This is a genomic window from Jiella pacifica, assembly GCF_010500815.1.
Classification (GTDB): domain Bacteria; phylum Pseudomonadota; class Alphaproteobacteria; order Rhizobiales; family Rhizobiaceae; genus Jiella; species Jiella pacifica.
Genome location: NZ_JAAAMG010000001.1, coordinates 247937 through 262503 on the forward strand (window position 1 = coordinate 247937; position 14567 = coordinate 262503).

General features: G+C 66.1%; 14 protein-coding genes. 9 read left to right on the forward strand and 5 right to left on the reverse strand.

From position 1 onward, the window contains the following. Positions 1 to 420: 420 nt before the first annotated feature. Both ribB and queF read right to left on the reverse strand, forming a co-directional pair. Complete coding sequence (gene ribB / locus GTK09_RS01140) at positions 421 to 1554, reverse strand: 3,4-dihydroxy-2-butanone-4-phosphate synthase (RefSeq protein ID WP_163460644.1); 1134 nt, start codon at positions 1552 to 1554, stop codon at positions 421 to 423. Between the two features lie 114 nt (positions 1555 to 1668). Continuing rightward, positions 1669 to 2127, reverse strand: coding sequence for a preQ(1) synthase (queF, locus tag GTK09_RS01145; RefSeq protein ID WP_163460645.1), 459 nt, complete (start codon positions 2125 to 2127; stop codon positions 1669 to 1671). A gap of 274 nt (positions 2128 to 2401) precedes the next feature. On the opposite strand from queF, the gene GTK09_RS01150 reads away from it, so the two are divergent. From GTK09_RS01150 to GTK09_RS01185, 7 genes are all read left to right on the forward strand, one after another. Continuing rightward, on the forward strand, positions 2402 to 3286 hold the full coding sequence (locus GTK09_RS01150; RefSeq protein ID WP_163460646.1) for a LysR family transcriptional regulator: 885 nt from the start codon (positions 2402 to 2404) through the stop codon (positions 3284 to 3286). A 205-nt stretch (positions 3287 to 3491) separates the two neighbouring features. Continuing rightward, positions 3492 to 3965, forward strand: coding sequence for a formate dehydrogenase subunit gamma (locus GTK09_RS01155; protein WP_163460647.1), 474 nt, complete (start codon positions 3492 to 3494; stop codon positions 3963 to 3965). Further along, a complete protein-coding gene (locus GTK09_RS01160) occupies positions 3962 to 5515 on the forward strand; it encodes a formate dehydrogenase beta subunit (protein ID WP_163460648.1) in 1554 nt (517 codons plus the stop codon). The genes GTK09_RS01155 and GTK09_RS01160 overlap by 4 nt, the downstream gene beginning before the upstream one ends. Before the next feature lie 11 nt (positions 5516 to 5526). Further along, complete coding sequence (locus GTK09_RS27125; RefSeq protein WP_203560832.1) at positions 5527 to 6075, forward strand: CopG family antitoxin; 549 nt, start codon at positions 5527 to 5529, stop codon at positions 6073 to 6075. 82 nt (positions 6076 to 6157) lie between these two features. Then, entirely contained in the window at positions 6158 to 9019 is a 2862-nt protein-coding gene (fdhF, locus tag GTK09_RS01175; RefSeq protein ID WP_163460649.1) for a formate dehydrogenase subunit alpha, read from the forward strand. Between the two features lie 21 nt (positions 9020 to 9040). Continuing rightward, entirely contained in the window at positions 9041 to 9943 is a 903-nt protein-coding gene (fdhD, locus tag GTK09_RS01180; protein WP_163460650.1) for a formate dehydrogenase accessory sulfurtransferase FdhD, read from the forward strand. Beyond that, on the forward strand, positions 9933 to 10193 hold the full coding sequence (locus GTK09_RS01185; protein ID WP_163460651.1) for a formate dehydrogenase subunit delta: 261 nt from the start codon (positions 9933 to 9935) through the stop codon (positions 10191 to 10193). Before fdhD ends, GTK09_RS01185 begins: the two co-directional genes overlap by 11 nt. Positions 10194 to 10195: 2 nt before the next feature. On the opposite strand, the gene GTK09_RS01190 is transcribed toward GTK09_RS01185, so the two are convergent. Then, the gene (locus tag GTK09_RS01190) at positions 10196 to 10777 is read right to left on the reverse strand and encodes a DUF1353 domain-containing protein (RefSeq protein ID WP_163460652.1); all 582 of its coding nucleotides are present in this window, start codon (positions 10775 to 10777) and stop codon (positions 10196 to 10198) included. Between the two features lie 270 nt (positions 10778 to 11047). On the opposite strand from GTK09_RS01190, the gene GTK09_RS01195 reads away from it, so the two are divergent. Next, positions 11048 to 11818 carry a polysaccharide deacetylase family protein gene (locus GTK09_RS01195; protein ID WP_246217628.1) on the forward strand — a complete coding sequence of 257 codons (771 nt, stop codon included), beginning with the start codon at positions 11048 to 11050 and terminating at the stop codon, positions 11816 to 11818. Between the two features lie 43 nt (positions 11819 to 11861). On the opposite strand, the gene GTK09_RS01200 is transcribed toward GTK09_RS01195, so the two are convergent. Beyond that, entirely contained in the window at positions 11862 to 12812 is a 951-nt protein-coding gene (locus tag GTK09_RS01200; protein WP_163460654.1) for a metallophosphoesterase family protein, read from the reverse strand. A 185-nt stretch (positions 12813 to 12997) separates the two neighbouring features. Here GTK09_RS01200 and GTK09_RS01205 point away from each other — a divergent pair, with 185 nt between their 5' ends. After that, positions 12998 to 13429 (forward strand): NUDIX domain-containing protein, encoded by a 432-nt coding sequence (locus GTK09_RS01205; protein ID WP_163460952.1) that lies wholly within the window; start codon positions 12998 to 13000, stop codon positions 13427 to 13429. On the opposite strand, the gene GTK09_RS01210 is transcribed toward GTK09_RS01205, so the two are convergent. Beyond that, positions 13420 to 14532, reverse strand: a complete 1113-nt coding sequence (locus GTK09_RS01210) for an alpha/beta hydrolase family protein (RefSeq protein ID WP_203560833.1) — start codon at positions 14530 to 14532, stop codon at positions 13420 to 13422. The genes GTK09_RS01205 and GTK09_RS01210 overlap by 10 nt on opposite strands. Positions 14533 to 14567: the final 35 nt, after the last annotated feature.

Below are 14567 nucleotides of genomic sequence, written 5' to 3' on the forward strand. Positions count from 1 at the left end.
CCGGCGTAGCAGCACCGCTCCATGGGGATTTGATGATACAATCTTGGAGGGAAAAAATTCTGCCCTCATCGGGCAAGCGGGATATTGTGATCTTACGGAGGGGAATCCGGCCTCGCTCCACGGCGATCTGCAGCCTGCTGGCGCGTAAGGCGGCGCCGCAAGAGCGGCGTCGGAATCCGGAAGCCCCCGGGACATGGCCGTGGCCGAGAACGGCGCGAGAACAGCAAGTGCAGCCTGCCGGAGCGAACCGACAGCCGCCGATGCGCGTCTGCGGGGCCCATCCGTGCCGATACCCAGCGGGTGGATGCCTCAGCGGCCTTGCCGCGAGGTTTCAGTTGGCATGGGCCGAGACGGGCATTCCGCTCCCGCCGGTCCGCCGGAGCTTCGGGGCAACGCCAACCGAGCGTCTGAACCGAACCGTCATTCCTTGACGAGAATGGTCTCGCACACCTCGATGCCGAAGCCGGTCAGGCCGACATAGGCGCGCTCGTGGGTGGCGAGGACGGCGATCGAGGAGACGCCGAGATCGCGCAGGATCTGCGCGCCGATGCCTACTTCCCGCCAGCGCTGGCGGCGGATCCGGGCGCTGAGATGCCGTTCGCCGTCGGCAACCGGTTCGTCTCCTGCAGCCGGCCTCGCCTCGAGGTCGTCGATCTGCGGCGAGCGCAACAGCATCACGACGCCCTGGCCGCTCGCCTTGATCTTCTCAACCGCGACGTCGACCCAGCTTCGTCCGCCGCCGACCAGCGACAGCATGTCGAGAACCGGCTGCTCGCGATGGATGCGGGTCGGAACCTGGTTGCGTCCGCGGACCTCGCCATGGACGAAGACGACGTGCTGGATGTCGTCGAAGGGCGTCTCATAGATGCGGATCTTGCCCGGCAGACCGGCGAGGGAAAAGTCCTCCTCGCGAACGCAGGTGACGAAGGACTCCCGGCGGATGCGATAGGAGATGAGGTCTTCGATCGAAATGATCTTCAGCCCGTGCTCGCGGGCGAAGGGGACAAGCTCCGGCAGGCGCTTGACGGTGCCGTCGTCGTTGACGACCTCGGCGAGGACGCCGGCGGGCTCGAGGCCGGCGAGGCGGGCGAGATCGATTCCGGCCTCGGTGTGGCCGGAGCGGGTGAGGACGCCGCCTTCGCGGCCGATCAGCGGGAAGATGTGGCCGGGGCGCAGGAAGTCGCTGGGAGCGCAGTTGGTGTTGGCGAGAGCACGGCAAGTGTTGGCGCGTTCCTCGGCGGCGATGCCCGTGGTCATGCCGACCTTATAGTCGACCGAGACGGTGAAGGCGGTGCGCATCGGATCGAGATTGTTGGCGACCATCGGCGGCAGATTGAGCGTCTCGGCGCGCTGGCCGGTCATCGGAACGCAGATGATGCCGCTGGTGTGGCGGATCATGAAGGCCATCTTCTCCGCCGTCGCCTTGGACGCGGCCATGATCAGGTCGCCCTCGTTCTCGCGATCGGTGTCGTCGACGACGACGACGAGTTCACCTTCGGCGATGGCAGCGATCGCGTCTTCGATGGAATCGAGAGTGAGATCATGATCGGTCATGGTCGGTCCTGTCGGTGAGGCTGCGCTGGCGCGGGGTTGGCTCGAGAGCAATGAGGCTGGCCGGCATTTACGGCGGCAGGCCGGCAATGATCAATAAGCGGCGCTTGCCGCTCGCTATCCCCGGCCACGATAGGGCGGGACGCCCTGGTCCGGCAGGTAGACGCCCTCGGGTACCGGGCCGGTCTGCCAGAAGACGTCGATCGGGATGCCGCCGCGCGGATACCAGTAGCCGCCGATCCGCAGCCACAGCGGCTTCGTCGCTTTGACGATACGGCGGGCGATCATGACGGTGCAGTCCTCGTGGAAGGCGCCGTGATTGCGGAAGCTGGTCAGGAAGAGTTTCAGCGACTTCGATTCGACCAGCCGGGCGTCGGGCGCGTAGTCGATGACGATGTGGGCGAAGTCCGGCTGGCCGGTGACCGGGCAGAGCGAGGTGAATTCCGGGCAGGTGAAGCGGACGATCGCGGGGGTACCGGCGCCGCGGGCGTAGGGGACGGTTTCTAGGACGGCTTCGTCCGGCGTGGCGGCGGGGCGTGCGGCGCGGCCGAGTTGGGAAAGATCGTCGTGGGGCATCGAAAGGTCCGGTTCTGAAGCGCACGGGGGGAGGAGGGTTCGAAGCCCTACAGCATCGGCTCCAAGATCGGAATCGATCCCGCCGCGCAAGAGGCGTCGAAGGGCAGGGCGGGAACTGGCCTGATCGCGCGAGAGGCTGCAAAACGCCCGCGCGTCTTGCCGATAGCGCCGGCAAATGGTCGGATGGATGGCGGGTGGCGCGCCGAATTCGGATCGCACGGACGCCGGCCTTTTTGGCCGACGCGCCGGCACGGTCCGTTCGTGGAAAGTCGGAATGATCGACAAGCTGGAATATCTGATCGCGCTTTCGGGCGAAAAGCATTTCGGACGGGCGGCCGATCGGCTCGGCATCACCCAGCCGACGCTTTCGGCGGGCATCCGCCAGCTGGAGGAGCGGCTGGGCACGACGCTGGTCAATCGCGGCTCGCGCTATCGCGGGCTGACGGAGGAGGGCGAGCGGGCGCTCGCCTGGGCGCGGCGGATCACCGACGACGTCAGGACGATGCGCGAGGAGGTCAAAACCGTCAAACGTGGCCTGTCGGGGCATCTGCGGATCGGAGCAATCCCGACGAGCCTTGCGGTGGTTGCCAAGCTGACGGCGCCCTTCCATGAAAAATACGAGAACGTGACCTTTGAGATCACCTCGCAGACCGCGACAGAAATCCTGTCGGCGATCGCCAATTTCGAGATCGACGTCGGCCTCACCTATGTCGACGACGAAAGGCTGAAGAAGCTCGACAGCCACGTCCTTTACGACGAACACTATTGCCTGGTCACTCGAAAGGGCAGCGACTTCCACGATCGCGAGGAGGTGACCTGGGAGGAGGTCGCGACGCTCAGGCTCGGTCTCCTCAGCTCGACGATGCGCAATCGCCAGATCCTCAATCGCCATCTCGGTGCCGGCGGTCGGCCGTTCCGGGCCGTGACGGAATCCAATTCCATGGTGGCGCTCCTGTCGCAGACGCGGCTCGCCGGAATCGCCACCGTGATGCCCTACCGGTCGGCGGCGGTGCTCGGCCTTGCCGATCCGCTGGTGGCGATCCCGATCACAGGGCCGGATGTCGGTTACAGGATTGGTCTCGTCACCGCGAGGCGAGAGCTGAGGCCGCCGATCGTCGCTGCGTTCTGGGAGGAATCGCGGCTGATCGGGCCGGTCTGACGCACCGTCCGATCAGCGGTGGGTGGTTCGCCTTGCGCTGACGGACGCGGGCTGGGCAATCTCCGTTGGTGCCGGAAAAGCCACGGTCCGGCTGCGGTACGATAGAAATTCTCTATCGACATACGGGGATTGCCGCATTGATTCCTGCGCGTTCTGGGTGTTCCGTTCCTGGAAGGATTCAAAACCAGGTGCGGGAGGTAAACGCTTGGTTTCTCAGGCGCAGTACGACGAAGGCGAAGTCGCCGAGATCATCGCCGACCATGCCGGACTCGAAGGGCCCATGCTGCCCATTCTGCACGGCATCCAGGAGCGGTACGGCCATGTGCCGGAAGCGGCGGTGCGTCAGATCGCGGCCGCGCTGAACCTGACGCGCGCCGAGGTCTATGGGGTCGTCACCTTCTATCACGACTTCCACAAGGAGCCGCGCGGCCGTCATGTCCTGAAAGTCTGCCGGGCGGAGGCCTGCCAGGCGGCCGGCAGCGACGCGATGGCGGGTGCATTCGAAAGAGCGCTGGGCGTGAAGTTCGGCGAGACCACCGAGGACGGCCAGGTGACGCTCGAGGCAGTCTACTGCCTCGGACTTTGCGCTGCGGCACCTTCCGCCATGCTCGACCGGCGGATCGTCGGGCGGCTGAACGAGGCCAAGATCGGCGCGCTTGTCGAGGAGGCGCGGCTGTGACGAAGCTCTACGTTCCGCTGGATTCCTTCGCCGTCGCCTGCGGCGCCGACCAGATCGCCGAGGAATTCGCCCGGCTCAACGCCGATCGCGGCCTGTCCCTGGAGATCGTCCGCAACGGTTCGCGCGGCATGGCGTGGCTCGAGCCGATGATCGAGGTCGAGACGCCGGACGGGCGCATCGCCTATGGTCCGATCGAGCCGGGTGAGGCGGACGCGCTGGTTGATGCCGGCATTCTGTCGGGAGCCGGGCATCCGAGGCGGATCGGGAAGGTCGAGGAGCATCCGTTCTTCGCCCGCCAGACGCGCCACACCTTCAAGCGCTGCGGCATCATCGATCCCTTGTCGCTCGACGACTATCGGGCCCATGGCGGCCTGAAGGGACTGGAACGGGCGATCGGCATCGGCGCCGAGGCGATCGTCGCCGAAGTCACCCAGTCCGGCCTGCGAGGGCGGGGCGGGGCGGGCTTTCCGACCGGCATCAAGTGGAAGACCGTCGCCGAGGCGAAGGGCGCGCGCAAATACATCGTCGCCAATGCCGACGAGGGCGATTCCGGGACGTTCGCCGACCGGATGATCATGGAGGGCGATCCGTTCTGCCTGATCGAGGGCATGGCGATCGCCGGCGTCGCCACCGGCGCGACCAAGGGCTACATCTATCTGCGCTCCGAATATCCCGTCGCCATCGACGTGATGCGCGAGGCGATCAGCCGGGCGCACGAGGCGGGCGTGCTCGGCTCCTCCGTGCTCGGTTCGTCGAACGTCTTCGACATCGAGGTGCGGGTCGGGGCAGGGGCCTATGTCTGCGGCGAGGAGACCTCGCTGCTCGACAGTCTCGAAGGCAAGCGCGGGCAGGTCCGCTTCAAGCCGCCGCTGCCGGCGCTCCAGGGCCTGTTCGGCATGCCGACGGTGATCAACAACGTCATCTCGCTGGCCTCGACGCCGGAGATCCTGGCAGCGGGCGCGGAAGGCTACAAAGAGCTCGGCATGGGTCGCTCCCGCGGCACCATCCCGATCCAGCTCGGCGGCAACGTCAAGCATGGCGGCATGTTCGAAGCCCCCTTCGGCATGACGCTCGGCGAAATCGTCAACGAGGTCGCCGGCGGCACGGCCTCGGGCCGGCCGGTGCGGGCGGTGCAGGTGGGCGGGCCGCTGGGCGCATACTTCCCGGTATCGCTGTTCGATACGCCCTTCGACTACGAGGCCTTCGCCGCCAAGGACGGGCTGATCGGCCATGCCGGCATCGTCGTCTTCGACGACACGGTCGACATGCTGGCCCAGGCACGCTTCGCCTTCGAGTTCTGCGCGATCGAGAGCTGCGGCAAGTGTACCCCCTGCCGGATTGGCGCGGTGCGCGGCTATGAAACGATGAAGAAGATCATCGACGGCGACAAGCCGGCGGAGAACCTCGCGCTGATCGAGGACCTCTGCAACACCATGAAGTTCGGCTCGCTCTGCGCATTGGGCGGCTTCACGCCCTATCCGGTGATGAGCGCGATCCGGCACTTTCCGGAGGATTTTCACGGGGAGCCAATGAGGGTGGCGGCGGAGTAGGCGCTTCGTTCATGCCGGCCATCTTCGACGAAATCGAATGGGATCAAGGCAATCGCGACAAATGCGGCAAGCACGGCGTTTCAGTCGATGAGATCGAATATGCTCTGCGGGCACTTCCCTTGATCGTGGAGGACCCGTCGCATTCGACGCAGGAGCAGCGTTTCAGGGCGATCGGGCGATCGGGCGAAACGGGGCGGGGCGGCCTATATTGGTCGTCTTCACGGTTCGCCAGCGCGGCGAGAGGTTTCTGGCCCGACCGCTCAGCGCCCGGTACATGCATTCGAAGGAGGTACGGTTCTATGAGCAAGACCACGCTTAAGCCGATGCCGCAATTTGCGACCGACGAGGAGGCCGAGCGCTTCGTCGATGAGGCAGACCTTTCGGAATACGACCTGGCCGGCTTCAAGCCGATGAAGATCAGTCGACCCAGCGATTACAGCATGTACGGCCTGCGTCTACCGAGCGAGTTGCTCTTCCGCATCGACAAGCGTGCGAGCGAGATGAACGTTTCCATCGACGACTATCTCGTGTCGCTGGCGACAAAAGACCTCGGCGAATGAAGCCGAATTCGGACGAGTGACCAGACCACGACACTGGCGCATCTGACGTATCAATCGAATGCCCGTCAGGGAGGAAAAACCCATGAGCCTCATTCGCGAAATCGACTACGGCACGCCCGCCTCGAGGGCCGAGAAGACCGTTACCCTGACGATCGACGGGCAGGAGATCACGGTGCCCGAGGGCACGTCGCTGATGCGGGCGGCGATGGATGTCGGCGTCCAGGTGCCGAAGCTCTGTGCCACCGACATGATGGACGCCTTCGGCTCCTGCCGGCTCTGCGTCGTCGAGATCGAGGGGCGGAACGGCACGCCGGCCTCCTGTACGACGCCGGTGGCGGCGGGCATGAAGGTCTCCACCCAGACCGAGCGGCTGAAGAAGATCCGCAAGGGGGTGATGGAGCTCTACATCTCCGACCATCCGCTCGACTGCCTCACCTGCGCCGCCAACGGCGACTGCGAATTGCAGGACATGGCCGGCGCCGTCGGCCTGCGCGACGTGCGCTACGGCTATGAGGGCGAGAATCATCTCGGCAAGGAGAAGGACGTCTCGAACCCCTACTTCCAGTTCGACCCGTCGAAATGCATCGTCTGTTCGCGCTGCGTCAGGGCCTGCAACGAGGTGCAGGGAACCTTCGCGCTGACGGTGGCGGGCCGCGGCTTCGATTCGATCATCTCCGCCGGTACGAGCTTCGACGACTTCTTCTCCTCCGACTGCGTCTCCTGCGGCGCCTGCGTCCAGGCCTGCCCGACCGCGACGCTGGAAGAGAAGTCGGTCATCGAGATCGGCACGCCGGAGCATTCCGTCGTCACCACCTGCGCCTATTGCGGCGTCGGCTGCTCGTTCAAGGCTGAGATGCGCGGCGAAGAGCTGGTACGCATGGTGCCCTACAAGGACGGCAAGGCCAATCGCGGCCATAGCTGCGTCAAGGGCCGCTTCGCGCTCGGCTATGCGACCCACAAGGACCGCGTTCTCAACCCGATGATCCGCGACCACTACACGCTGCCGTGGCGCGAAGTCTCCTGGGAGGAGGCGCTGTCCTTCACCGCCGCGAAGATCAAGGACATCCAGGCGAAATACGGCAAGGGCGCGATGGGCGGCATCTCGTCGTCGCGCTGCACGAACGAAGAAGTCTACCTCGTCCAGAAGCTGGTGCGGGCTGGTTTCGGCAACAACAACATCGACACCTGCGCCCGCGTCTGCCACTCGCCGACGGGCTACGGCCTCAACTCGACCTTCGGCACGTCGGCGGGAACCCAGGATTTCGACTCGGTCGAGGATACTGACGTCATCCTCGTCATCGGCGCGAACCCGACCGACGGTCATCCGGTCTTCGCCTCGCGCATGAAGAAGCGGCTGCGCGGCAAGCCGGGCGAGCCGGGTGCCAAGCTGATCGTCATCGATCCGCGCCGCATCGATCTGGTCAAGACGCCGCATGTGAAGGCCGACCATCACCTGCCGCTGAAGCCCGGCACCAACGTCGCGATGTTGACGGCGCTCGCTCATGTCATCGTCACCGAAGGCCTTGTGAACGAGAGCTTCGTGCGCGAGCGCTGCGACTGGGACGAGTTCCAGGAATGGGCCGCCTTCGTCGCCGAGGAGCGGCATTCGCCGGAAGCGGTCGAAAGCGTCACCGGGGTCCCGGCGGCCGATGTGCGCAAGGCGGCGCGGCTCTATGCGACCGGCGGCAACGGGGCGATCTATTACGGCCTCGGCGTCACAGAGCACAGCCAGGGCTCGACCTCGGTCATCGCCATCGCCAACCTCGCCATGGCGACCGGCAACATCGGCCGCAAGGGCGTCGGCGTGAATCCGCTGCGCGGCCAGAACAACGTCCAAGGCTCCTGCGACATGGGCTCCTTCCCCCATGAGCTGCCGGGCTATCGCCACATTTCGATGGACGCCGTGCGCGAGACCTTCGAGGACCTTTGGGGCGTCAAGATCGACAAGGAGCCGGGGCTGCGGATCCCGAACATGTTCGACGCGGCGGTCGAGGGGACCTTCAAGGGCCTCTACTGCCAGGGCGAGGACATCCTGCAGTCCGACCCGGACACCAAGCACGTTTCGGCAGGGCTCGCGGCGCTCGAACTTCTCATCGTCCACGACCTCTTCCTGAACGAGACGGCGAACTACGCCACGGTCTTCCTGCCCGGCTCGAGCTTCCTGGAAAAGAACGGCACCTTCACCAATGCCGAACGGCGGATCAACCGCGTGCGCAAGGTGATGGCGCCGAAGAACGGCTACGAGGACTGGCAGGTCACCCAGCTGCTCGCCCAGGCGATCGGCATGGACATGAACTATTCCCATCCCTCCGAGATCATGGCCGAGATCTCGGCGATGACGCCGTCCTTCGCCAACGTCACCTACGAGCTGCTCGACGAGAAGGGCTCGGTGCAGTGGCCCTGCAACGAGGCGCATCCGGAAGGCTCGCCGATCATGCATGTCGACGGCTTCATGCGCGGCAAGGGCAAGTTCATCATGACGGAATACGTCGCGACGGACGAGCGGACGGGGCCGCGCTTCCCGCTGCTGCTCACGACGGGCCGCATCCTCTCGCAGTACAATGTCGGTGCCCAGACGCGGCGGACCGGCAACGTCGTCTGGCACGACCAGGATCTTCTGGAGATCCACCCGCATGATGCCGAGCAGCGGGGCGTGCGCGACGGCGACTGGGTGAAGCTTGAAAGCCGCTCGGGCTCTACGGCAATCATGGCGAAGGTCACCGACCGCGTCGCTCCCGGCGTCGTCTACACGACCTTCCACCACCCGATGACGCAGGTGAACGTCATCACCACCGACTTCTCCGACTGGGCGACCAACTGCCCCGAATACAAGGTGACGGCGGTGCAGATCTCGCCCTCCAACGGCCCGACCGAGTGGCAGGAGGACTACCGCGAACTGACGATGGAAAGCCGGCGGATCGCGCCGGCCGAAGCGGCGGAGTAGGGACTGGCAGAGCGGACGACGATGGTCGACGAAACCGCCCGGCACGTCGCGAGCCTCGTTTTCAGGGACGGGGCTTTCTGCCGTTCGCAGCGGCAGGTGCCGGCCGAAGTCGCGGTCGCGATCTCGATCGGTGGCTCGACCCATGCGGTGATGATGGCGACGCCGGCCGATCTGGAGGAGATGGCGATCGGCCTCGTCCTCAACGAGCGGATCGTCGAACGGATCGACGAGATCGAGCACCTGGAGATCGTCGAGACCGAGGCCGGCATCGACTGCCAGATCCGTCTGGTGGAAGAGCGGGCCGGCAGCTATGTGGCGCGCCGGCGGCAGATGACCGGGCCGGTGGGCTGTGGGTTGTGCGGGGTGGAATCGCTGGAACTTGCGGCGCCGGCACTGCCGCGGGTCGCGGCTGGTGCCGCAGTGGCGTCGATCGCGCCGCAGGCGATCACCGAGGCGGTGGCCGCCATGGCGCGGGAGCAGGATCTGAGCCGGCTGACCCGCGCCGTCCATGCGGCGGCGTTTCATCGGGTGGGCGAGGGGACCGGCGGGAGCCCCGTCGTGACCCGCGAGGACGTCGGCCGGCACAATGCGCTCGACAAGGTGGCCGGGCATCTCGCTCGCGCCGGCATCGATCCGGGCAAGGGGTTCCTCACCATCACCAGCCGGGTGTCGGTGGAGCTGATCCAGAAGGCGGCGCGGATGGGATGCGGGCTGATCGCCGCGGTGTCGGCACCGACGGCGCTGGCGATCAGCGAGGCCGAGGCGGCGGGGATCACCCTCGTCGCCGTGGTGCGCGGCGAGGAGTTCGAGATTTTCACCCATCCGCAGCGCATCGCCGGAACCGACCGTGGCGATGCGGCGACAGACGAAAAAGGGGGCCGGGAGCAGGACCGGCCGCAGGGGAGAGCCGTCCATGGAACGTGACAAGCTGGTCCACATGGCGAACCAGATCGCCAAGTTTTTCGAATCGGCCAAGGAGGGCGCCCGCTCCAAGGGTGTCGCCGATCACATCAACAAGTTCTGGGAGCCGCGCATGCGCACCCAGCTGTTCGAGCGGGTGGATGGTGGCCGGACCGAAGGCCTGCATCCGCTGGTGCTTCAGGCGATGGACGCGATCCGGCGACCGGAAGCTCCGTCGGGTGCGCCCAACCAGAACGATCCGTCACTCGCCTGAGGCTACATCTGCGGGACGCGTTCGAGCGGGATCGCGGGCGTGACCTGCAGGCCGCGGGCGATCCTGGCGTCGATCTCGTCGAGGGATGGATCGGTCATCTCGATGTCGTTCTTCAACTCCATGAAGTCGTCCATGGCCATGTGGGTCTCGAGCGCGACGCCCCGGCTCTTTGCGAGGGCGTCGAAGCCGAAGCTGGACACGACGGCCTCATCGTGGGTCCAGTTCGGCCCGAAGGCCGTAACGGCGGCATACATCGATTTCGCCCGGACGTAGGAGACGCCGCCGGCGCGGCAGGCATCGTAGAACATCCGATGGACTTCATGGGCCGGGCGCGTCCTGACCTCGCAGAAATAGTCGTGGACGACGGAGGCGCGGCGGTAGTCCCCGACGAAAGGCGGACCGAACAGCGTCCAGAAGGTCTGCGGGATCGACGCTCCATTGACGATCGCTCCGGCTGGGACGTTCCAGCGCGCGCCGTCTTCGCCGACGAAGGCGAAAGCCTCCCGCAGTTGCATGTTGCGATCGGCACCCCCGTGCTCGAGCCATTCGACCACAACTCGTCCCTCGAACCTGCCGTCAGCCATCGACGTCACTCCGTGCAAGGATTTGCATGCAGGAGTTGTATCACGCTCATCTCTTTACGTCACCATCCCCCGGATGGATGCGCGCGAGTGCGGAGCTGCCGGCGGCCAAGGGGAGAACAGCCGGCAACCGAAGATTAACCTTAACGCCTTACCAATCCGGTGGTCAGCAACGCCACTGGGCCGGTCCACATGCGCTCCACGCGAGTTCTCCTTTCCGCCGTTCTCGCAGCCTCGTTGCTGTCCGGTTGCGCCCGGAACGACCGATATTCGATGGCGCTAGCTGGTGCGCCGGCGACGAGCGCCTCGGCCACTCTCGTCGGCTATCAGCCGCCCGAGGCCGACAAGACGTTTCCGCTGTTCCAGTCGTTCCAGCCGCCTGTCGGCTCATCGTTGTCCGGACGGACGATCGCCGTTTCGCGCTATTCCGACATCGCCCTTCGCGACAAGGAGGTTGTGCTGACCTTCGACGACGGCCCGATGCCGGGCAAGACCCACAAGATCCTCGCGGCGCTCTCCGACCATGGCGTCGGAGCGACCTTCCTGATGGTCGGGCAGATGGCCAAGGCCTATCCAAACATCGCCCGCGAAGTCGCTGAGGCCGGCCACACCATCGGCACCCACACCTATCGGCATGCCAATCTGCGGACCATGAGCGACGCGGCGGCGATGGCCGAAATCAGGAAGGGGGAGCTCAGCGTCGCCGATGCCCTGCGGCCCATCGGCATGCGGCCGGCACCGTTCTTCCGCTTTCCCTATCTCGCCGACACGGCAAGCCTGCGCCATCGTCTGGCGAGCGACGGGATCGTCGCCATCGACGTCGACATCGATTCCAAGGACTATTTTCGCGACGCGCCGGAAACGGTGCGCGATCGCACCCTGCGCACGCTCGACAAGCACGGCCGCGGCATCATCCTGATGCACGACATCCAGGGGCGGGCGGCGGCGATGCTCCCCGGTTTCCTCGCCGAACTCGAAAAGCGCGGCTACAAGGTGGTGCGGCTGGTGCCGGCCGACGAAGCCTCGCAGGTCGCGGGCCTCTAGCGCTCACGCGGGGCAAAGCCACGAGGAGCCTGCCGGACGGCGCTCAGACGGCCTCCTTGGCATCCTCGCGGGGGCGGGCGTCGATCGCCCGTCCGTCGGCGAGGAGCTCGCGCTCGCGCACCCAGCCGATGCCGGGCTCGTTCTCGCGGTGGCCGCGCTCGCGCTGGATCAGCGTCCAGGTCGACGGTCCGCCGGAGATCTCGAAGAGGTTGTAGCGCGACGCCGGGTTCTTGCTGCCGGGCGCCTGGCTGGCGGAGGGAACGCCGACGACGGGGATCTGCTTGTCCGGGCCTTTCAGCCAGTAGAGCGTATCGAGATGCGTATGGCCGTGCAGCACCAGCTCCGCTCCGACGTCGCGCATCACCTTGGAGAAGAACTGCTTGCCAATCAGCCGCTTGTGCCAGGAGGTGGAGCCGGAGATCGGCGGGTGGTGGATCAGGACGACGCGGAACAAGCCGAGGGCCCGGGTCGTCTCCAGGAGTTTGGCGAGCCGCAGCGCCTGACCGCGCTTGAACGTGCCGGTGGCGAAGAACGGCGCCGTCGCTTCCGCCGTCGAGACGCCGAGGATCGCGACGTTTTCCCGGATCCGCAGATAGGGAAACGACTTGGCAGTGGAATTCAGCGCGTCGTCCCCGGTCATGTACGGTTGCCACTCCTTGTAGGAGCGCTTCAGCGCGCCGGGGACATAGGCGTCGTGATTGCCGGGGACCAACGAGACGAGTTGGGGTGTTCCGAGATCGCGCAGCCACAGGCCCGAGGCGATCGTTTCCTTCTTGGTGGCGAGATTGACGAGGTCGCCGGTCACCGCGATATGGTCGGGGTTCTCGGCCTGGAGGTCGAGGACGAGATCGCTCAGCGTGTCGCCGAACATCATGCGACGCCGGTTGCGCTGCCAGTTGTACCAGCCGGTGACGCGCTTGGAGGCCAGCTCGCGAAAGGACAGTTCCGGCAACGGCCCGAGATGAATGTCGGAGAGATGGGCGAGACGGAACATCGCATTTCCCAAGGTCGAAATCGGCCTCGAGCGGGACGGCGTCTGGGCGACGCTGTTCCGCAGGAAGCGATTGTTTTTTCACGCTGGCCGAGGGAGGCGCAATTGCGCATCCTCGGCATGTATCAATTGTAGACACGAAGACGGAGAGGGGAACCGTGCGGTTTCAGAAATTGCTGGTCGCGGCCATGCAGAGCGCCCATCTCCTGGCGCGGCCGATGACCCTCGGGGTGCGCGGCGCGGCCTTCGACGAGGAGGGGCGCATCTTCCTCGTCCGGCACACCTATCTGCCGGGCTGGTACATGCCGGGCGGCGGCGTCGACCGCGGCGAGACGGTGGAGGAAGCGCTGCATCGGGAAATGGCCGAGGAGGGCAATCTGGTCGCCCCCCGCCCGCCGGAACTCTTCGCCGTCTACTACAACCGGGCCGCCTCCAAACACGACCACGTCGTCTTCTACCGCTGCGACGGCGTGGTGCAGGCGAGCGAGAAGAAGCCCGACCGGGAGATCGCCGAGTCGGGCTTCTTCCCGCTAGACGACCTCCCGGACGGACTGACCGACGCCACCCGCCGGCGGCTGGACGAACTCGCCGGCGGGGGCGCACCCGATCCCTACTGGTAAGCGGCATTCGCTGAGGCCGAGGCAACCGCAAGGCCGAGGAAGCGGGCGACGGCCTCGATCACCCTCGCGTGGATCGTCGCCCGGTCCGAGCCCTCGGGGTCGGTGCAGACCGGATCGTCCTGTTCGGCTTCCAGAAGCTGTGCGGCCTCCGGCTTGCAGAGGCCGAGGAAGGTGAAGTGGGAGGCCGGGCGGATCGTCTCGAGGCTCGCCCGGGGCAGGCGAGCGGCGAGATTGGAGCCGGAGGCGGAGACGTCCACGGCACGCCACGGGTTGGGCGCGCCGAGGCCGATCAGCTGGACCGGCAGCGTCATCGCCGCGATGCTCTCATCCGACAGGGCGTCGGTCAGGCCGGGTTCGACGGCGACGATAGAGGAGATTCGCGGGTCGCGGACGTCGGCTTCCATTTCCACCGGCAGATGGTCGAAATCGATCCCGCCCTTTTGGAAGAAGACGCAGTCGCCCTGATCGGCGAACCGCTTGCAGTAGTCGCGAAACTTGGTCCGCTCGAAACGGCCGCCAGCGAGGTCGATGACGGTGCTGCCGCCGAGGGAGAAGCCGAGGGCGCTGATACGGCTCTTGTCGATCAGCGGGCCGAAGCTCGGATCGGCCAGCACCGTGTCGAGGGCGGCGGAGAGATCCTTCGCTCGCTGGTCGAGACGCGGTGTGCGGCGGGGCGAAGAATCGCCAGACGTCGTGCCGGGATGGTTGACGGCGACGACCAAGGCGCCGCGCTGGGCGAGCTCTGACGACAGCCAGCCGAGACCGTCCATGTTGCCGCCCGAGCCGTGGGACAGGAGGATCAGCGGATGCTTGCCCCCTTGAGCCGCCGCGCCGACGAGGGCCCGGGTGCCCGTAAAGACCGGGTTGTCGCCGATCGGGACGGCATAGGTGCGGGTGGAAGCCGGATACCAGATCGAGCCGGGAACAAGGACGGCGCGATGGGAAGCCGTAATGTCGAATCGGTCGTAGCCGGCGAGTGGCTCGACATGGTGCTGCGCCGGGGTGGTCACCTCAACGGACGCTCCCCCATCGGTTTCGGCATGGGCTGCACCGGCGAGGAGAATGGCGGTGAAGCAGGCGAGGAGAGAGAGGCGGCTTTTCATGTGGCGCTCCTTGTGGCGATGATCTCGGGCAGGGT